Source organism: Mycobacterium sp. DBP42, assembly GCF_005924235.1.
Taxonomy (GTDB): domain Bacteria; phylum Actinomycetota; class Actinomycetes; order Mycobacteriales; family Mycobacteriaceae; genus Mycobacterium; species Mycobacterium syngnathidarum.
This window is the reverse complement of record NZ_VCMY01000016.1, coordinates 1-17,126: the sequence shown is the minus strand read 5'-3', so window position 1 is coordinate 17,126 and position 17,126 is coordinate 1. Positions and strand designations below refer to the sequence as shown.

Annotated in this window: 21 protein-coding genes; 10 read left to right on the top strand and 11 right to left on the bottom strand. The window is 66.8% G+C overall.

The annotated features are described in order from the left end of the window. Nucleotides 1–173: 173 nt before the first annotated feature. Nucleotides 174–1,721: a glycoside hydrolase family 13 protein gene (locus E0T84_RS16385; protein WP_138744964.1), complete on the bottom strand. Its 1,548-nt coding sequence runs from the start codon at nucleotides 1,719–1,721 to the stop codon at nucleotides 174–176. A 1-nt stretch (nucleotide 1,722) separates the two neighbouring features. After that, entirely contained in the window at nucleotides 1,723–2,109 is a 387-nt protein-coding gene (locus tag E0T84_RS16380) for a globin (RefSeq protein ID WP_165617723.1), read from the bottom strand. Between the two features lie 162 nt (nucleotides 2,110–2,271). On the opposite strand from E0T84_RS16380, the gene E0T84_RS16375 reads away from it, so the two are divergent. The 3 genes from E0T84_RS16375 to E0T84_RS16365 are packed head-to-tail and all read left to right on the top strand — an operon-like array spanning nucleotide 2,272 to nucleotide 3,674. Beyond that, nucleotides 2,272–2,916 (top strand): HNH endonuclease, encoded by a 645-nt coding sequence (locus tag E0T84_RS16375; protein WP_070189005.1) that lies wholly within the window; start codon nucleotides 2,272–2,274, stop codon nucleotides 2,914–2,916. A gap of 58 nt (nucleotides 2,917–2,974) precedes the next feature. After that, nucleotides 2,975–3,208 (top strand): hypothetical protein, encoded by a 234-nt coding sequence (locus E0T84_RS16370; protein ID WP_070189006.1) that lies wholly within the window; start codon nucleotides 2,975–2,977, stop codon nucleotides 3,206–3,208. Further along, nucleotides 3,195–3,674, top strand: coding sequence for a DUF5130 domain-containing protein (locus tag E0T84_RS16365; RefSeq protein ID WP_138744963.1), 480 nt, complete (start codon nucleotides 3,195–3,197; stop codon nucleotides 3,672–3,674). The genes E0T84_RS16370 and E0T84_RS16365 overlap by 14 nt, the downstream gene beginning before the upstream one ends. Nucleotides 3,675–3,764: 90 nt before the next feature. On the opposite strand, the gene E0T84_RS16360 is transcribed toward E0T84_RS16365, so the two are convergent. The 3 genes from E0T84_RS16360 to E0T84_RS16350 all read right to left on the bottom strand — a co-directional run bounded on the left by E0T84_RS16360 (nucleotide 3,765) and on the right by E0T84_RS16350 (nucleotide 7,250). Further along, entirely contained in the window at nucleotides 3,765–4,106 is a 342-nt protein-coding gene (locus E0T84_RS16360; RefSeq protein ID WP_070189008.1) for an HNH endonuclease, read from the bottom strand. 91 nt (nucleotides 4,107–4,197) lie between these two features. Then, the gene (gene pepN, locus E0T84_RS16355; RefSeq protein WP_138744962.1) at nucleotides 4,198–6,789 is read right to left on the bottom strand and encodes an aminopeptidase N; all 2,592 of its coding nucleotides are present in this window, start codon (nucleotides 6,787–6,789) and stop codon (nucleotides 4,198–4,200) included. Nucleotides 6,790–6,827: 38 nt separating this feature from the next. Further along, nucleotides 6,828–7,250 carry a DUF732 domain-containing protein gene (locus E0T84_RS16350; protein WP_138744961.1) on the bottom strand — a complete coding sequence of 141 codons (423 nt, stop codon included), beginning with the start codon at nucleotides 7,248–7,250 and terminating at the stop codon, nucleotides 6,828–6,830. 281 nt (nucleotides 7,251–7,531) lie between these two features. On the opposite strand from E0T84_RS16350, the gene E0T84_RS16345 reads away from it, so the two are divergent. The 6 genes from E0T84_RS16345 to E0T84_RS16320 all read left to right on the top strand — a co-directional run bounded on the left by E0T84_RS16345 (nucleotide 7,532) and on the right by E0T84_RS16320 (nucleotide 12,313). Continuing rightward, nucleotides 7,532–8,140, top strand: coding sequence for a DsbA family protein (locus E0T84_RS16345; protein WP_138744960.1), 609 nt, complete (start codon nucleotides 7,532–7,534; stop codon nucleotides 8,138–8,140). Between the two features lie 67 nt (nucleotides 8,141–8,207). Next, on the top strand, nucleotides 8,208–9,605 hold the full coding sequence (locus E0T84_RS16340) for a cytosine permease (RefSeq protein WP_138744959.1): 1,398 nt from the start codon (nucleotides 8,208–8,210) through the stop codon (nucleotides 9,603–9,605). Next, nucleotides 9,602–10,042, top strand: coding sequence for a nucleoside deaminase (locus tag E0T84_RS16335; RefSeq protein WP_138744958.1), 441 nt, complete (start codon nucleotides 9,602–9,604; stop codon nucleotides 10,040–10,042). The genes E0T84_RS16340 and E0T84_RS16335 overlap by 4 nt, the downstream gene beginning before the upstream one ends. Then, nucleotides 10,039–10,998: an isopenicillin N synthase family oxygenase gene (locus tag E0T84_RS16330; RefSeq protein WP_138744957.1), complete on the top strand. Its 960-nt coding sequence runs from the start codon at nucleotides 10,039–10,041 to the stop codon at nucleotides 10,996–10,998. Before E0T84_RS16335 ends, E0T84_RS16330 begins: the two co-directional genes overlap by 4 nt. 37 nt (nucleotides 10,999–11,035) lie before the next feature. Next, nucleotides 11,036–11,515 carry a ribose-5-phosphate isomerase gene (locus tag E0T84_RS16325; RefSeq protein WP_019348553.1) on the top strand — a complete coding sequence of 160 codons (480 nt, stop codon included), beginning with the start codon at nucleotides 11,036–11,038 and terminating at the stop codon, nucleotides 11,513–11,515. Nucleotides 11,516–11,518: 3 nt separating this feature from the next. After that, nucleotides 11,519–12,313: an Fpg/Nei family DNA glycosylase gene (locus E0T84_RS16320; protein ID WP_138744956.1), complete on the top strand. Its 795-nt coding sequence runs from the start codon at nucleotides 11,519–11,521 to the stop codon at nucleotides 12,311–12,313. Nucleotides 12,314–12,332: 19 nt separating this feature from the next. Here the strand turns inward: E0T84_RS16320 and E0T84_RS16315 are convergent, their stop codons facing one another. The 5 genes from E0T84_RS16315 to E0T84_RS16295 all read right to left on the bottom strand — a co-directional run bounded on the left by E0T84_RS16315 (nucleotide 12,333) and on the right by E0T84_RS16295 (nucleotide 16,302). Then, nucleotides 12,333–13,148 (bottom strand): hypothetical protein, encoded by an 816-nt coding sequence (locus E0T84_RS16315; protein ID WP_070189016.1) that lies wholly within the window; start codon nucleotides 13,146–13,148, stop codon nucleotides 12,333–12,335. A gap of 51 nt (nucleotides 13,149–13,199) precedes the next feature. Further along, nucleotides 13,200–14,381, bottom strand: a complete 1,182-nt coding sequence (locus E0T84_RS16310; RefSeq protein WP_070189017.1) for a serine hydrolase domain-containing protein — start codon at nucleotides 14,379–14,381, stop codon at nucleotides 13,200–13,202. Nucleotides 14,382–14,624: 243 nt separating this feature from the next. Further along, on the bottom strand, nucleotides 14,625–15,245 hold the full coding sequence (locus tag E0T84_RS16305) for a maleylpyruvate isomerase family mycothiol-dependent enzyme (RefSeq protein WP_138744955.1): 621 nt from the start codon (nucleotides 15,243–15,245) through the stop codon (nucleotides 14,625–14,627). A gap of 2 nt (nucleotides 15,246–15,247) precedes the next feature. Further along, nucleotides 15,248–15,757, bottom strand: a complete 510-nt coding sequence (locus E0T84_RS16300) for an MmpS family transport accessory protein (RefSeq protein ID WP_171055055.1) — start codon at nucleotides 15,755–15,757, stop codon at nucleotides 15,248–15,250. A 263-nt stretch (nucleotides 15,758–16,020) separates the two neighbouring features. Next, entirely contained in the window at nucleotides 16,021–16,302 is a 282-nt protein-coding gene (locus E0T84_RS16295; protein WP_070189020.1) for a GlsB/YeaQ/YmgE family stress response membrane protein, read from the bottom strand. A 166-nt stretch (nucleotides 16,303–16,468) separates the two neighbouring features. On the opposite strand from E0T84_RS16295, the gene E0T84_RS31850 reads away from it, so the two are divergent. Continuing rightward, entirely contained in the window at nucleotides 16,469–16,615 is a 147-nt protein-coding gene (locus E0T84_RS31850) for a hypothetical protein (protein WP_171055054.1), read from the top strand. 281 nt (nucleotides 16,616–16,896) lie between these two features. On the opposite strand, the gene tnpA is transcribed toward E0T84_RS31850, so the two are convergent. Further along, nucleotides 16,897–17,126, bottom strand: a 230-nt coding sequence (gene tnpA, locus E0T84_RS16290; RefSeq protein ID WP_138744953.1) for an IS200/IS605 family transposase, incomplete at its 5' end; no start/stop codon positions are given.

The following is a 17,126-nucleotide window of genomic DNA, read 5'->3' as shown; positions in this document are numbered from 1 at the left end:
GAGGCTTGGCTTGGCTTCCAGCGCTGCTTTGCCACGCTGGAGTGGCACTGGGAGGCGACGGCCACTCTGGCGTGACAATGCGTAGGGGCGACCATGCGTAGGCGTGACGATGCGTAGGGGCGACGATGCGCCGGCGAACATGCGGCGGACGACCATGTGCCGAGGCGCTATTGCTAGACCACCCACACGGCGGTATCGGCGGGCAGCCGCCCATCGATCAATTCGCCGCTGCTCAGCAGCACCTCGCCGGGCGGTAGCGGCATGGGCACCGCGCCGGTGTTGAGGACACACACCAGGCCGCCTCCGCGTCGCAACGTCAGAACATCGCCGGCGGTTGCCAGCTCGACCCGGCTGCCAGTGAATTCCCCACGACTGGAACGCAATTCGATCGCCCGCTGGTAGAAATGCAGTGTCGAGGACGGATCGTCCTGTTGGCGCTGCACGGTCAACGGGGCCCAGTCGGCAGGGGCCGGCAGCCAGGTGTCGGCGTTCGAGGAGAACCCGAACGGCGGGGTATCGCCCGACCACGGCATCGGCACCCGGCATCCGTCGCGCCCGCGTTCGGTGTGACCGGAGCGCTCCCACACCGGATCCTGCAGCACCGCATCGGGCAGATCGACATTGGGCAGCCCGAGTTCCTCGCCGTTGTAGACGAACACCGCTCCCGGCAGTGCCAGCATCACCAGGGCCATCGCCCGGGCCCGCGCCAACCCACGGGCGCCGCCACCGTAGCGGGTGACCTCACGTTCCACATCGTGGTTGGACAGCGTCCACGTGGGTGCCGCCCCGGCGAGATCGGCCGCGACGATCGCGTTGTCGATCGCGTCGTGAACCTCGGTGGCGTCGAAATCTGCTTGCACAAGACGGAAATTGAAGCCCAGGTGTAGCTCGTCGGGGCGCAGGTACTTGGCGAAGCGCTCATTGCCGTGCACCCAGACCTCGCCGACGGCGACGGCATCGGGGTAATCGTCGAACACCCTGCGGATGAAGCGATGGATGTCGTGCACGCTGTCGTTGTCGAATCGTGGGTCGTCGTCGCTGTTGCGCAGCAGCGCGCTGTCGGTGACCACCATGTCGGGCAGCTCAGGCGGTTTGGCCATGCCGTGGGCCACGTCGATGCGGAACCCGTCGACTCCGCGGTCCAGCCAGAACCGCAGGGTCTTCTCCAGATCCTCGAACACCTCCGGATGGTTCCAGTTGAGGTCGGGCTGGCCGGGGTCGAACAGGTGCAGATACCACTGGCCCAGCCTGCCGTCGGGTTCTGTGACCCGGGTCCACGCCGGGCCGCCGAACACCGACACCCAGTTGTTGGGTGGCGCGTCGCCGCCTGGGCCGCGGCCGTCACGGAAGATGTAGCGGTCGCGTCGCCGCGGATCGGCCAGCGCCTCGACGAACCAGGGATGCGCCGAGCTGGTGTGGTTGGGCACCAGGTCCATGGTGACCCGGATGCCGCGGGCGTGAGCGGCGTCGAGCAGGCGGTCCAGCGCGGCGATGCCGCCGAACAGCGGATCGACATCGCGCGGGTCGGCGACGTCGTAGCCATGGTCAGCCATCGGCGACACCATGACCGGGTTGAGCCACAGGGCGCCCACGCCGAGCGCGGCCAGGTAATCGAGCCTGGCGCTCACCCCGTCGAGATCACCGACCCCGTCGCCGTTGCTGTCGGCGAACGAGCGGGGATAGACCTGGTAGAACACCGCGTCTGCCCACCACCGGCGCATGTCAGAACGCCGAGTTCACCATCGAGTCTGCGGCCATGTTCAGGTAATCCAGCAGCGCGCGCCGGTGCGGGTCGTCGAGCGTCTCCGAGTCGATCGAGGCCACCGCGGTGTGCATGCAGCGCAGCCAGGCGTCGCGCTCGAGGTAGCCGATCCGGAACGGTGCGTGCCGCATCCGCAGCCGCGGGTGGCCGCGCTGGTCGGAGTACGTCCGGGGCCCACCCCAGTACTGCTCGAGGAACATCCGCAGCCGCTCCTCGGCGCCGTCGATGTCGTCCTCGGGATACAACGGCAGCAGAATCTCGTCCTCGCGCACCAGCTCATAGAACCTTGACACGATCGCTGCGAACGTCTCGTGGCCCCCGACTTCGTCGTAGAAAGATCGCTGCACCTGTGTCACGTCACTCATTGTGGTCCATTGTGGCCCGACGGCACGTCCGGGCCGGTCACGGCACTGTGGTCACCTGGTGTTCATTGGACTGACCTGCGAACACACAAAGAATTTTCGTGCGTATCTCCTTGATCCGTGGTGGACTGTCTCCTCGGAGGCTCCATGGCGCACAGCAAAAAAAGCCATATGCGACGGACCGGCCACATTCCCGGCCCATCGGGACCCCATGTGCCAAATCGGCCCTTGCACAGCGTCGAGGCCCTGCCTACGACCAATCCCGACGCCTCCCTGTGGGGCCGCCGCCGGGTGCTGCTGCTGAACTCCACCTACGAACCGCTGACCGCATTGCCACTGCGGCGGGCGGTGATCATGGTGATGTGCGGCAAGGCCGACGTCGTGCACGACGACCCGTCCGGGCCGGTCATCCACTCGGCCACCCGCACCATCGTGGTGCCCTCGGTGATCCGGCTGCGCACCTACGTGCGGGTGCCGTACCGGGCCCGCATCCCGATGACCCGCGCTGCGCTCATGCACCGTGACCGCTTCCGCTGTGCGTACTGCGGCGGGCGGGCCGACACCGTCGACCACGTCATTCCGCGTAGCCGCGGCGGCGAGCATTCCTGGGAGAACTGCGTCGCGGCGTGCGCGGCGTGCAACCACCGCAAAGCCGACCGGCTGCTGGCCGAACTGGGCTGGACACTGCGGTGTGTGCCGATGCCGCCGAAGGGTCAGCATTGGCGACTGCTGTCCACGATCAAGGAGCTCGACCCGGCCTGGGTGCGCTATCTCGGAGAAGGTGCGGCCTGACGTCGTGTTGCCGGGCACTCTCGGCGCGTCGGCGCATTGCGGCTGATACGGTTTGCGCGTGAGCACAGCACTTACCCATTCCCTCCTCGGAGGGGTTCCGCTGGTGTTGTTCGTGGTCCTGGCGTTGATCTACCTGACCCGCAAGGGACCGCACCCGGCTACCTACAAGATGTCCGAGCCGTGGACCCACGAGCCCATTCTGTGGGCTGCCGAGGAGCCGCAGGATCACGGGCACGGCGGGCATGATTCGCACGGCGTGACGATCGGAGGCGGCGCAAGTGGCAAGTGGTGAAGTGACAACTGCGACCCGGACGTCCTCGGATGTGGACCTGCCCTACGGCTACGCGCTGACCTACAGCGGTCGGATCTCCGGGGTTACCGAGCCCGGTGAGCTCTCGGTGCACTACCCGTTCCCGACGATGGATCTGGTCGTGCTCGACGATGCGCTGAAGTACGGCTCGAGGGCGGCCAAGGCTCGGTTCGCCGTCTACATCGGACCGCTGGGCGCCGACACCGCGGCCACGGCACGCGAGATCCTGGCCAAGGTCCCGACCCCCGACAACGCGGTGCTGCTCGCGGTCTCACCCGACCAGCATGCGATCGAGGTGGTCTACGGCGCCGACGTCAAAGGCCGTGGCATCGAAGAGGCCGCCCCGCTGGGCGTCTCGGCGGCTGCCGCCTCCTTCAAGGAAGGCAACTTGATCGACGGTCTGATCAGCGCCGTACGGGTGCTGTCGGCCGGCGTCTCGCCTGCCTAGTCCTATTCACCTTCACCGCGAGCGCGCGTGTCTGTTGCCCGACACGCCGCTCGCGGTCGGCGTTTTGCGCACGCTCGCACAGCGCCGCGATCACTGCGCCAGGCCGGCCCGGATCTCCACGTAGCGCGTCAAGAACGCACGCTCGTCGAGCCGTTTGCGCCGCATCCAGGTGCTGACCTCGAAGTTGCACTTGCTGGCGTTGCAGGATGCGCACGCCGGCACCACGTTGTCCGCCGTGTAGCGCCCACCCCGCGAGATCGCCATCACGCAATCTTTCTGGAACGGCCCGCCGGTGCTGCCGCAGTACGCGCACCCGCCCCAAGCGGCCTTCAGCGTCTCCCACTGGTCGTCGGTGAGATCGTGCACCACGAGATCCATCCGGCGCTTGCGCTTGCGTGCAGCCCGTGCCGCGCGGGTTCGACTGACTGCCATCGGCACAGCGTATGACCGCGAGCGTGCGCAGAATGCTGCTCTGACACGGCGTGTCGGGCAGCAGACGCGCACCCTCGCGGTGCCGGGGAAACTAGCTGACGTCGAAGGCGCGGGCGCGCAGGGAACGCTCCACACCGGCACGGCCTTCGACCACCAGGCGGCGCAGCGCCGGCGGCACCTCAGGATCGGACAGGAACGCGTCCGCCGCGTCGAGCCCGTTCTGGCTGATGTCCCAGGACGGGTACAGCCCGATCACCACGGTCTGGGCGACCTCGCTGGACCGCCGCTCCCACACCCCGGAGATCGCCGCGAAGTAGCGCGTGGTGAACGGCGCCAACAACTCTGACTGGCCGGGCTGCACGAAACCGCCCACGATTGCACGGGTGGTGATGTTGGCGATCGTGTCGTCCTCGATGACCTGCTCCCACGCCGCGGACTTCACCTCGTCCTGCGGGCGGGCGGCCGAGGCCGCCGCGGCGTGCCGCTTGCCGGCCGCGGTCGGATCGTTGGAGGCCTCGGCGTCGATGAACGGCGTCTCGGGCCCGTCAGCGTCGATCTCGCCGGTGCGGGCCAGTGCGGTGACGATCCGCCAGCGCAGATCGGTGTCGATCACCAGGCCCGGCAGGTTCACCGCAGCGGGTTCGTTGTCGAGCAGACTCGACAGCACCGCGACGTGGTTCGGTGACAGGACCGAGGCGCACAGCGCGTTGACGAATGCGAGCTGGTGGTCCGAACCCGGCGCGGACGTGCCGGCCAGATCGAGCAGTGCGTCTCCGAATGCGGGCCAGCCGATTTCGGCCGACCAGGAGGGATCGGCGTAGGAACTCAGTGCGGTCTGTGCCTGCATGAGCAGTCGCTGCGCGACACCGACCTCGGTCTCGGCGTGCACTCCGCTCATCACCAGGGCGACGAAGTCACGGGCCTTCATCTCGGCCTCGCGGGTCATCTCCCAGGCCGCCGACCAGGCCAGCGTGCGGGGGAGCGGATCGGCGATGTCGGCAATGCGCGAGAGCACGGTCGACAGCGAGGCCGGATCCAGCCGCAGTGAGCAGTAGGTCAGGTCGTCGTCGTTGACCAGGATCAGCATTCCGCGCGAAACGCCCACCAGCGCAGGGACTTCGGTGATCGGGCCTTCGACGTCGAGCTCTTCGCGGTGGACGCGCACAAGCTTGCCCGAGCCGGCCGGGTCATCGTCGTAGATCCCGACGGCCAACCGGTGCACCCGGGTCTCCCCGCCACCCGGAGTCGCACCTGACTGGGCGATGGCGAACCGGGCGAACGCACCCGACTCGTCGACGTCGAAGTCAGCCCGCAGCGTGTTCAAACCGGTTGTCTTGAGCCATTGTCGACCCCAGCCCGACAGGTCACGGCCGGACGCCTTTTCCAAGGCGCCCAACAGATCTCCGAACGTGGCATTGGCGAACGCGTGGTCGCGGAAGTAGTCCCGCAGCCCGGACAGAAACTCTTCGAGCCCGACGTAGGCCACCAGCTGCTTGAGCACCGAGGCGCCCTTGGCGTAGGTGATGCCGTCGAAGTTGACCTCGACGGCGGCCAGGTCCGGGATGTCGGCGGCCACCGGATGGGTCGAGGGAAGCTGATCCTGCCGGTAGGCCCAGGACTTCTCCACGTTGGCGAATGTGGTCCATGCCGTGTCGTATTCGGTGGCCTCCGCCTGGCACAGCACCGACGCGAACGTCGCGAAGGACTCGTTGAGCCACAGGTCGTCCCACCACTGCATGGTGACCAGATCGCCGAACCACATGTGCGCCATCTCGTGCAGCACGGTCTCGGCGCGGCGCTCGTAGGAAGCCCGGGTCACCTTGGACCGGAAGACATAATCCTCCAGGAAGGTCACCGCACCGGCGTTCTCCATGGCGCCGGCGTTGAACTCGGGCACGAACAACTGGTCGTATTTGCCGAACGCGTACGGTGTGCCGAAATTGGAGTGGTAGAAGCCGAAACCTTGCTTGGTCTCGGTGAAAAGCCGCTCGGCATCCATGAATTCGGCCAGCGAGGCCCGGCAGAAGATACCCAGCGGAATCTCGCCGTGGGTGTCGGAGTAGGAGTCGCGCCACACCGCGTACGGACCGGCGATCAACGCCGCCAGGTAGGTGCTCATCTTCGGGGTGGTGGCGAAGGTGTGCACGGTGCCCGCCCCGGCGGGTTCGGCGCCCACGGTCGCCCCGTTGGAGATCACCTGCCAATGCGACGGTGCGGTGACCTGCACGTCGAACGTGGCTTTGAGGTCGGGCTGGTCGAAGCAGGCGAACATCCGCTTGGCGTCGGCGGTCTCGAACTGCGAGTACAGGTAAACCTCGTCGTCGACGGGGTCGACGAACCGGTGCAGGCCCTCACCGGTGTTCGAGTACAGGCAGTCGGCGTCGACCACCAGAACGTTGTGCGCGGCCAGGCCGGACAGCGCGATGCCCGTCGACTCGTCGTAGCCGGAGACGTCCAGTGCGACGCCGTTGAGCGTTGCGCTGCGAACGGTCTCGGCCGCCAGGTCGATGACGGTGTCGGCGCCGGCGAGTGCGTCGAACGTCACAGTCGTGGTGGACCGAAAAGTGCGTTCGCCGGGGTTGCCGTTGCCGTCGGTGAGGTCGAGCACGACGCGGTAGTTGTCGACAGTGACCAGAGCGGCGCGCTCGACGGCCTGATCGCGAGTGAGATTGGGAAGTGCCACCCGTCCAACCTAGTGGCTGGACGTCGACAAGATCCGGCCTACTGCGGGAAGCCGGCGATCCCGGCGAGTCCGTTCAGCGCGCCGAGGTTGTTCAGGATCGAACCGTCGCTGATCGACGACATCATCTGCGGGCAGTACATCTGGATGGCGATGCCGGTGAAGAATGACGCCATCTGTGGTGACATGCCGCCGTCGCCGCGCATCTGGGAAGCCACCGACGCGAAATCCTTGCCCGGTTCGACCAGCATCGGACACACGTCCTGGCCCATCTGAACGGCGGCGTTGGGATCGCCGTAGCCCACACCTGCGTCGTTCAGCGCATTGAGGAACGAGCTGTCGGCCGGATTGCCAGGGGAAGGGGCCGGGGCAGGGACAGGGATGGGATCGGCTTGCGCAGGGACTGCCAACGCGAGGGCGGCGGCCACGGCACCCGCGGTCGCCAGAAGGGCACGAGCGGCCATATTGAGCTCCTCAGCTATCACGCAGAACTCTTATATCGCTCTGCTCACTTGGGCAACAGTGGTTTACCAGGGTCACAGGAACAACACGTTCCGGTAAAGGTTCACGCACTATGCGTTTCCTGTGCTGCTGCCGTGACTTCAGCATGCATGTCCGACATGCCAGCCACCAAGGTTGTCGTAAACCGTCCCCGGATAGTTACGCGTGTCGGGAACATCCCGGTGCGGGTACACAGTTGTGCTGGATGCAGTTGTGCCCTGAACCACATCGAGAGGACGCATAGATGGCTCAGAAAGATGTCGCCGGATTCTGGTTCGACCCGCTGTGCCCGTGGTGCTGGATCACCTCCCGGTGGATCCTCGAAGTCGAGAAGGTCCGCGACATCGACGTGCAGTTCCACGTCATGAGCCTGGCGGTGCTCAATGAGGGCCGCGACCTGCCGGAGAACTATCGAGAACTGATGAAGAAGGCGTGGGGCCCGGTCCGGGTCGCGATCGCCGCCGAGCAGCTCAAGGGACCCGAGATCCTCGGACCGCTCTACACCGCCATGGGCGTCCGGATTCACAACCAGGACAACAAGGACCTCGACCAGGTGATCGCACAGTCGCTCGAGGAGGTCGGCCTGCCCGCCGAACTGGCCGAGGCTGCCACCACCGACAAATACGACGAGGCGCTGCGCAAGAGCCATCACGAGGGCATGGACGCCGTCGGCGACGATGTCGGCACCCCGACCATCCATGTCAACGGTGTCGCGTTCTTCGGACCGGTGCTGTCGAAGATCCCGCGCGGTGAAGAGGCCGGCAAGCTCTGGGATGCGTCGGTGACGTTCGCGTCGTACCCGCATTTCTGGGAGCTCAAGCGGTCCCGCACGGAGGCACCCCAGTTCGACTGAGGGGTGAACCGCACCCAAAATCGCGATTCCGGTTGCGTAACACCGCGGCTCACGCCACGGTGTACGGATGACAGCGGCTGAGCCCAGTACCGACGGTTCCTACCGCGACCGGATCGCAGCTGTCGAGCCGGGCGGCAACGAGCACATCGCCGAGGCCGACCGGCACGGTAAGCCCAGCCAGTTGTTCTGGACATGGACGTCGCCGAACCTGGAATTCGCCACGATCTTCCTCGGCGTGCTGGCGGTCTCCGTCTACGGCATGACGTTCTGGCAGGCGGTGGCCGGCCTGGGAATCGGCACCGGCCTGGGGGCGCTCGCGCACTACTTCCTGTCCAAGCGCGGGCCCCTGCACGGTGTCCCGCAGATGGTGCTGGGCCGGTTGGCGTTCGGCTTCAAGGGCAACGCCGTGCCCTCGCTGCTGATGACGGTGACCGCGGGTATCGGGTGGTTCGCCACCAACAGCGTCAGTGGCGCATTCGCGCTCTCCACGCTGTTCGGAATCGCGCCGGTGCTGGCCCTGGTGCTCGTCGTCGTGGTGCAGACCGCGCTGGCCGTGTTCGGGCACAACCTGGTTCAGGCGTTCGAGCGGTGGGCTTTCCCGGTGCTCGCGGTCATTTTCGCGATCACCTCGGTGGTGATCTTGGCCAAGGCCGACCTCGGCGCGCCCGCGGTCACCGGTGGTGTCGGCGGCATGGGTGGCTTCCTGCTGACCGTGGGCACCGCGTTCGGATACGTCGCCGGGTGGGCGCCGTACGCCGCCGACTACACGCGCTACCTGCCGCGGGCCGAGGCCCGACCACGCACCGGGTTTTTCGCTGCCGCAGGGCTGTTCGTGTCCTGCATGGTGCTCCAGACCGTGGGTGCGGCCTCGGTGACCATCGGCCCCGCGGTTTCGGACAATCCGACTACGGCGTTCACCTCGGAGCTGGCGCCGTGGCTGGCGAGCCTGACCCTGTTGGCGATCGCCATCGGCGCGGTCGCGGCGAATGCGATCAACATCTATTCGGGCGCAATGGCTTTCGTGACCATCGGGATCAAGCTGCCACATCACATCGCCCGGGCCCTGGCGACCGCGTTCTTCGGTGTGGTCGGATTCCTCATCGCGTGGTGGGCGCTGGCCGACGCCGCCGCAAGCTACGAAGCGTTCCTGCTGATCATCGCGTACTGGATCGGACCGTGGCTCGGTGTGGTGTTCGCCGACGAGTACCTGCGCGGCGATGCGCCCGTCGCGCACTTTCTCTACGACCGGTCCTATACCAACTGGCCGGGTTTGGTGTCGTTCCTCGTCGGCCTGGTGGTGTCGGTGACATTGTTCTGCAACCAGGCGAAGTTCGTCGGCTACATCGCGCGGGAGGTTCCGGAGCTGGGCGACATCACATTCTTCGTCGGCTTCCTGATGGCCGGCGCCTGTTACCTCGTGCTGAGCCGGTCGAAACTCACCGCGGACCGGACGGTGGCCGTATGACCCCCGAACAGATGCTCGACATCGCCGTCGAGGAGGCCCGGAAAGGGTTGGCCGAGGGCGGGATTCCGATCGGCGCTGCCCTGTTCAGCTCGGACGGAACCCTGCTGGGTGCCGGTCACAACCGGCGCGTGCAGAACGACGACCCGTCGATCCACGCCGAGACCGACGCTTTCCGCGCGGCCGGCCGTCAGCGCGGCTACCGCACCACGACCATGGTGACGACGCTCTCGCCATGCTGGTACTGCAGCGGGCTGGTGCGTCAGTTCAACATCGGCGCGGTGGTGATCGGCGAAAGCCGGACCTTCACCGGCGGTCACGACTGGCTGGCCGAGCACGGGGTTTCCGTTACCCTGCTCGACGATGAGCGCTGCGTGGCGATGATGGAGGACTTCATCGCCGAGCGGCCGGACCTGTGGGCGGAGGACATCGGGGAATGAGTGCCATTGCCACCGTGGACATGTCGCGCTGGTACGCCGGCGGGTCCGAGGCCGACGCGGTTTCCGCCGAGGTCGACGCCGGGCTGCAGCGCGCCGGGTTCATCGTCGTCACCGGCCACGGCGTGGACCCCGACCTCGCGGCCAAGGTGCGTGCGGCCAGCCGGGACTTCTTCGCGCTGCCCGACCACATCAAGCAGTGCTACTCGGTACCCGTCGGTGGGCACGGCTGGATCGGGCCGGGGGCCGAGGCCAACGGTTACGCGGAGGGCACCGAGACGCCGCCGGATCTGAAGGAGAGCTACAGCCTGGGCGCCGAAACGGCGACGGGTGACCCCGAGGTCGACCGGACCTGGTTCGCGCCCAACGTGTGGCCGGCCGAGGTGCCCGCGCTGCAGGCATTGGTCGACGAGTACACCACCGCGATGCGGAAGCTGTCCGACGACCTACTGGCCTTGTTCGCCCACGCTCTCGGGCTGACCGTCAATCCTTTTGTCGCCCTGGCAGACCGGCCGACCTGGACCATGAACATCAACCACTATCCGCCGGTCAGCGTGGTGGGGGAGCCTGAGCCGGGCCAGTTCCGCATCGGCCCGCACACCGACTTCGGCACGGTGACCGTCCTGGACCGCGAACCGGGGGCCGGCGGACTGCAGGTCTACTCCGAGCAGGAGGGCTGGGAGGACGCGCCGTGGGAGCCCGGATCGCTCACGGTCAACATCGGTGACCTCTTGGAGTATTGGAGTGGACGGCGCTGGCCGTCGGGCCGCCACCGCGTACTGCCGCCGCAGGCGCACGCTCCCGAAGAAGACCTGGTTTCGCTGATCTACTTCTACGAGGCCAACCACGACGCAGTCGTCACCCCGCTGGAGCCGCCCGTCGGTAGGGTCGGCAGCCTGGAGCCCGTGACGTCGTCGGCCTTCATCAAGGAACGCCTGGACGCCATCACCCTCGGTTAGCTCTGGGCGTGCGGTGGCGTCTGCGAGAATGACCGCCATGCGCGTTTACATCGGTGCCGACCACGCCGGATTCGAGTTCAAGCAGACCATCATCGAGCACCTCAAGAAGACCGGTCACGAGCCGATCGACTGTGGTGCCTACACCTACGACGCCGATGACGACTACCCGGCGTTCTGCATCGACGCAGCGGTCAAGACAGTCGCCGATCCGGGCAGCCTGGGCATCGTGCTCGGCGGCTCCGGCAACGGTGAGCAGATTGCCGCCAACAAAGTGCCCGGTGCCCGCTGTGCCCTGGCCTGGAGCGTCGAGACCGCCAAGCTGGCCCGCGAACACAACAACGCGCAACTGATGGGCCTGGGCGGACGCATGCACACCGAGGAAGAGGCGCTGGCCATCGTCGACGCGTTCCTGTCGACGCCGTGGTCGGAGGCAGAGCGCCACCAGCGCCGCATCGACATCCTGGCCGCCTACGAGAAGGATCACGTCGCCCCGCCGGTTCCCGGCGCGCCCGCCTGACCCATGCCCGAAGGGCACACCCTGCACCGGCTGGCCCGGCTGCACCAGAAGCGGTTCGGCCGGAAACCCGTCGTGGTGTCCAGCCCGCAGGGCCGCTTCACCGACGGTGCGGCCACGGTCAGCGGCCAGATGTTCAAGCAGGCCGACGCCTGGGGCAAGCACCTGTTCCACCACTACGACGGTGGCCGGGTGGTGCACATCCACCTCGGTCTGTACGGGACGTTCACCGAGGCTCCCGTTCCCTTGGGGCTGCCCGTCGGCCAGGTGCGGATGCGGATCGTGGGCAGCGAGTACGGCACCGACCTGCGTGGCCCCACCGTGTGTGAGGTGATCACCGAACCCGAGATCGCCGATGTGGTGGCCCGTCTGGGCCCCGACCCGCTGCGCAAGGACGCCGACCCTGCGCTCGCCTGGGCGCGAATCAGCAAGTCGCGCAGGTCAATCGGTGCACTACTGATGGATCAGTCGGTGATCGCCGGCGTCGGCAACGTGTACCGCAGCGAACTGCTGTTCCGTCATCACATCGATCCATACCGGCCGGGTACCCACCTGCAGCAGGCCGAATTCAGCGCCATGTGGACCGATCTCGTCGAGCTGATGAAGGTCGGGGTGCGCCGCGGCAAGATCGTCGTCGTCCGCCCCGAGCACGATCACGGTGCCCCGTCCTACGGTCCGGGCCGGCCCCGCACCTACGTCTATCGCCGGGCGGGCGAGGCCTGCCGGGTGTGCGGCGCGACGGTGCGCACCGCGGAACTGGAGGCCCGCAACCTGTTCTGGTGCCCCGACTGCCAGGTGTGAGCCGGTTGCTCGGCGGAGGTCAGAAACCCCCGAAATCGCCACCGAAGTCGCCGAATCCGCCGCCGTCGAAGCCACCGCCATCCCAACCGCCGGTGTCCGTGCCGCCCCAGTCGCCACCACCGTCAGCGCCGCCATCGAATCCACCCGAGTCCTGACCCGCGGCGAAACCGTCGGAATAGCCGTCGCCGTAACCGCTCTCGAAACCCTGTGCGCCGTAGTCGACTCCGTGCATACCGGAGAACATCGCGTCGAACAGCAGAACCGAGCCCAGACCCCAGGCGCCGGCCACCAGGGCCGGCTTCCACCACGGTTCGGAATACCAACCGGCGGGCACCGGGCGTCCGGCGACCCGGCCGCCGGGGTAGTAGTTCGGGGTGCGCTGTGACGGGTTCGGCGAGGCCTCGACCTCGCGGCCCTCGAAGTTGATCCGACGGTCCTCGGTCACCGCCCCAGCCGAACGCTGCCCGGTCAACGACTCCAGCTCGGGGCCGGGATCCATGCCCATGGCGGTACGGGCCGCGCGCACATAGTAGAGGCCCTCGATGGCACTCTCCTTGGCCAGCGCGGCCTGCTTGGCGGTGGTGGCCTGATCGATCTGTGAGGACGCCGCGGTGTAACGCTCGGAGGCGTCGGCCAACGCCTGCTTGGACGCATCGTCGGAGCCGGTCAGATTGAGCACCTGGCCGCCGAGACGTTCGATCAGCCTGCGGGCGTCGGCCTTGGCGTCAGCCAGCGACTCCGCGGAGCGACGGCCGTTGGCCTTCGACGAGCTGTAGACAGCGAACGCGATCGCGGCGACGACAAGGATGATGAGTACCAGCAAAATGCTGTTCATGGCGTCCAGCGTACCGACGGAAAACGACGCTGCCGGGCCCTCGTAGAGAACTCAAATTACGCCGAGAGCGGAGTACACCTCGTTGGAAAGCGCGACCGTGCGGGGGTCGGCATTGCACTTGGTGGCGTCGAAATAGTTCATCACGTACGCGTAGCCGATCCGATGCTCCAGGTCCACGAATGCGAACGAGCCGCCAGACCCGCCGTGGCCGAAGATGCCGGTGTTGGGCCCTGCCACACCACGCTGGTTGAGCATGTAGCCCAAACCCCAGCCATGGTCGGCGACCCGTGCACCGAGCACCACATCGGCGTCGAATCCGCCCTGCGAGATCCGGCAGCGCTCCATGTGCTCGCGAGTCAACAGTTTTTCCTGGGCCAGCGCGTTGTAGAACGTCGCCATGCCGAGCGCGGACACGTGCGCGTTGGTGCTCGGAAACTCCGCCGCGCGCCACGCGTCCAGCGCCTGCACGCCCAATTCGTCGTCCGGCACGAAGTCCATCGACACCGCCCAACCGGCCATCGGATGCTCGTGGAGGGAGGCGGGCGGTCGGTGCACCTGATTGTCGGCCAGCAGGCTGCGTACCGACGGTTTGTTCACCATCTCCGCACACCGGTGGTGCTGCCAGGCGGGTAGGCCGATGTGGATGTCGGCGCCCAGCGGTTCGGCCACCTCGGTGCGCAGATAGTGACCGATCGTGCGGCCCGTCACCCGGCGCACGATCTCGCCGAGGATGAAGCCGAAGGTCACCACCTGGTAGCCCTGCGCGCTGCCCGGCGGCCACCATGGCGTCGCGGCGGCGATCCGGGCGCACACCGCATCCCAGTCCGTGACCTGCTGCCAATTCATCGGTTCGCGTGGGCCGATCACACCGGAACGGTGACCCAACACCATCGCGATGGTGATGTCCTGCTTGCCGGCCTGGCCGAACTCGGGCCAATAGCGCGCTACCGGAGCGTCCAGGTCGATCTCGCCACGGTCGGCCAGAAGGTGGATGCAGGTGCTGGCCAGGCCCTTGGAGCCGGAATAGACGCTGGCCAGGGTGTCTTGCTGCCACGGCCGGGTGCCCGCGGCATCGGCCGATCCGCCCCACAGGTTGACCACCAGATCACCCTCGACCCAGACCGCGACCGCGGCGCCCACCTCCCGGCGGTGGGCGAAGTTGTCCTCGAAGGCATCGCGCACCCGGGTGAACTCCGGCGCGCAGGTGCCTGCGATGACGGTCGTGGCGGGCATTCGTCTCCTGCACAGGTGCGGTGGTATTGCGGCAGCGGTGCGTTGTCTGTCAGATTTGCGCTGCCATCTTCAAGATCGGTCGACAGTCCCCACCTGTTACTCACGGTAGGTGGCCGACACCTGTGAAGCACCCCTCCGGCACGGATCGCAAGCCATTCGAGACGGGGGCGTGATGCTCGGGGGCGTTGCCGGCCGCTGATTTGTCGCCGGTTTCGCCGAGAAGATGGCGAGTCGGCGGGCGGTTCAACGGGCGTTCAGCCGCGCCAGACCGGGACCGCCCAGCTCGGATGTAACCGCATGGATGCGCCCGGTCATCGCGAGCAACAGCGCTTCGCCCGGTCCGTGCACCTCAAGCCCGCGGCCGGCCGACCAGTCGAGGTCGGTGGCGACCAGGCGCAGACCCCGGGTGCGGCGAGCCCCGCCGATCACCGGGCTGACCCGCGCGAACGTGAGGCAAGCCAGCAGCGCATCGGCCGGAATGAGGCGGGGAAGGCTGAGCGGACGCCGGATGTCCTGCTGGTGGATCACGCATTCGATGAGTGCGACCCGGCAGCCGTACAGTGCGCCCGCGCCAGAGGGGTCTGCGCCCGCCCGCATCAGGTTGCGAAGTTCGTCAGGTCCGGATCCGGCGTTGGCTCGAAGCGCGCGGTCGTTGATCCGGTTCACCTGTCCCCGCGCGGCCAGCATTGCCGCGGTGAGCTGCAGCCGGGTCTGTCCGAGATATGCAATGGTGTGGGCGGCGACGTCGCGGACAGTCCAGTTCGCGCACAATGTCGGCGCCTGCCACTGCCGAGGGCTCAGTGCATCCAGCAGATCCGCGAATTCCTGGCGTTCCCGGGCTGCGAGTGCGCGGACGCTGGACACGGCTAAGCGGTGCCGAAGCAGAACGCTTTTTTACCCGCGAGGGTAGATCTGTCCTGCGCACGGATCTTGCCGTTCACCGTGACTGTGCACTCGACACTTTCGCCCGGTTGGGGCTGCGCCATGAATTGGAATGCCTTGGTGAGGCCGTCGACGATCTCGACGTCCTTGCTCCACGGCAGGTCGACCGCTTCCTCGGTGGTCACGTTTTCGAAGTCGCGCATCGAATACAGCACCGATGCCTTGTCACCGGTGCCGGTGACCTCGTACGTCACCGTCACGGCACGAGAGGCTTGGTAGCGAGCGAACACCAAGAGGCCGCCGTAGACCAGCGCGATGACGACGACGATCGCCAGGACGACCCACAGCCAGGTTTTCTTCTTCCTCGTCGGTGGGGACGCGTAGTAACCCGGCGCGTAGGGCTGAGGCGGATACGGCTGTGGCGGGTAAGGCTGCGGCGGCATGTTCGGGGGCGGCGTCTGCTGCCAGCTGTTACCGCTCTGCGGATAGTTCATGCGCGCCCCCGTCATTCGAAACCCGACCCAGCCAACAAGATCTAAACAGGCCACCCCTCGACGCGGGTTCAGCGGATCCCGACTCGATCGGTGGCGCGGCCGAGAACCGCATATTCGTATTCGCGGGCTGCGGTGCGAATTTCGGGATCCGAGATTGTCTGCGGAAAACCACTTGGAGAATACGTATTTGCTCGGGCGCGGCGTCTGCATAAGCGACTCCGCCGATCGAGGGGGGAGATCGGCGGAGTCGGTGGGGTAGTTGTTCAGTGGCCGACGGGTGTGCCGCGTCGTCCTGTCAGCGAGGTGTAGATCGCGATCAGCACAATCGCGACGACCACGCCCACCACGAACGGAATGATCGCGAACCCGCCGTTCGAATTGGTGTATCCGACGACCGCGGTGAGCCACGAACCGATCAGGGCTCCGGCAATGCCGAGCACAACCGTCATGAGTGTGCTGACGTTCTGCCTGCCGGGCATGATGAGCCGCGCCAATGCGCCGATAATCGCGCCCACGATGACTGCGGTGATAATTGCTCCGATCATCTCGTTGCCTTTCGTTCTAACCGACTTCTTGCAAGTGGTGTGATACACATCACTGTCCTCCGATTTTCGATAGTCGGCCACTATTGAGACGTGTGCGATATCCGGCAGTGGCCTACTCGTGGGTAATCCGCCGCGGTGCGCGGCGGGGGCGGGATAATGCGGTGCCATGGACGCCCTGCTGTGGGTACTCGTCGCGGTATTCGCCATCGGCGTCGTCGCCGGTGGGTTATTGCGCATTCGTGCCTGGCTGCAAAAGCCGGTGCCGCCCGAGGTGATCGAGGCGGCACACCGCGATGATGAAAAGGACGGCTAGCGGCGTGAGAACCACGCTCGGAGTAGCCCTCGCCGCAGCCTTGCTGGCGCTCGGGTCGCCGGCCGCCCGCGCCGATCGGGTCGAACCGCCGCCGATATACAAGTCCTACGACTTGTCCATCGACTTCTCGAAGCAGACATTCGATGGAACGCCGACACCGATGAAATCGATGACGGTGCCCGCCGAATTCACCACGCATTGTGACCGGATTCTTGGGCGCAAGCCTCGGACTTCAGTCCGGGGTGAGCCCATCCCGTTTGTCGGCGGGCGTAGCCCGGCGTTCAAGGTGGTCGGGCTTGTCCGTCGATGTATTGCTTGATGATCGACAAGGGTGCGCCGCCGCAGGAGACGGCGAAGTAGGACGGCGACCAGAGGTGTCCGCGCATGCGAGCGCGGACACACGCGCCGGTGTATTCGTGGCGCACCGCGTAGGCGGCGCGGCCCTTGAGCCGCTGAACCAGCGTGGAGATCGCCAGCGTCGGTGGGTAGGAGACGAGCAGGTGCACGTGGT

What these genes read in the sequence shown, in the direction of transcription:
- E0T84_RS16385 (WP_138744964.1), bottom strand. Translation starts at nt 1,721, where the DNA reads ATGCGCCGGTGGTGGGCAGACGCGGTGTTCTACCAGGTCTATCCCCGC.
- E0T84_RS16375 (WP_070189005.1), top strand. Translation starts at nt 2,272, where the DNA reads ATGGCGCACAGCAAAAAAAGCCATATGCGACGGACCGGCCACATTCCC.
- E0T84_RS16360 (WP_070189008.1), bottom strand. Translation starts at nt 4,106, where the DNA reads ATGGCAGTCAGTCGAACCCGCGCGGCACGGGCTGCACGCAAGCGCAAG.
- E0T84_RS16350 (WP_138744961.1), bottom strand. Translation starts at nt 7,250, where the DNA reads ATGGCCGCTCGTGCCCTTCTGGCGACCGCGGGTGCCGTGGCCGCCGCC.
- E0T84_RS16345 (WP_138744960.1), top strand. Translation starts at nt 7,532, where the DNA reads ATGGCTCAGAAAGATGTCGCCGGATTCTGGTTCGACCCGCTGTGCCCG.
- E0T84_RS16340 (WP_138744959.1), top strand. Translation starts at nt 8,208, where the DNA reads ATGACAGCGGCTGAGCCCAGTACCGACGGTTCCTACCGCGACCGGATC.
- E0T84_RS16335 (WP_138744958.1), top strand. Translation starts at nt 9,602, where the DNA reads ATGACCCCCGAACAGATGCTCGACATCGCCGTCGAGGAGGCCCGGAAA.
- E0T84_RS16330 (WP_138744957.1), top strand. Translation starts at nt 10,039, where the DNA reads ATGAGTGCCATTGCCACCGTGGACATGTCGCGCTGGTACGCCGGCGGG.
- E0T84_RS16325 (WP_019348553.1), top strand. Translation starts at nt 11,036, where the DNA reads ATGCGCGTTTACATCGGTGCCGACCACGCCGGATTCGAGTTCAAGCAG.
- E0T84_RS16320 (WP_138744956.1), top strand. Translation starts at nt 11,519, where the DNA reads ATGCCCGAAGGGCACACCCTGCACCGGCTGGCCCGGCTGCACCAGAAG.
- E0T84_RS16315 (WP_070189016.1), bottom strand. Translation starts at nt 13,148, where the DNA reads ATGAACAGCATTTTGCTGGTACTCATCATCCTTGTCGTCGCCGCGATC.
- E0T84_RS16310 (WP_070189017.1), bottom strand. Translation starts at nt 14,381, where the DNA reads ATGCCCGCCACGACCGTCATCGCAGGCACCTGCGCGCCGGAGTTCACC.
- E0T84_RS16300 (WP_171055055.1), bottom strand. Translation starts at nt 15,757, where the DNA reads ATGAACTATCCGCAGAGCGGTAACAGCTGGCAGCAGACGCCGCCCCCG.
- E0T84_RS16295 (WP_070189020.1), bottom strand. Translation starts at nt 16,302, where the DNA reads ATGATCGGAGCAATTATCACCGCAGTCATCGTGGGCGCGATTATCGGC.
- E0T84_RS31850 (WP_171055054.1), top strand. Translation starts at nt 16,469, where the DNA reads ATGGACGCCCTGCTGTGGGTACTCGTCGCGGTATTCGCCATCGGCGTC.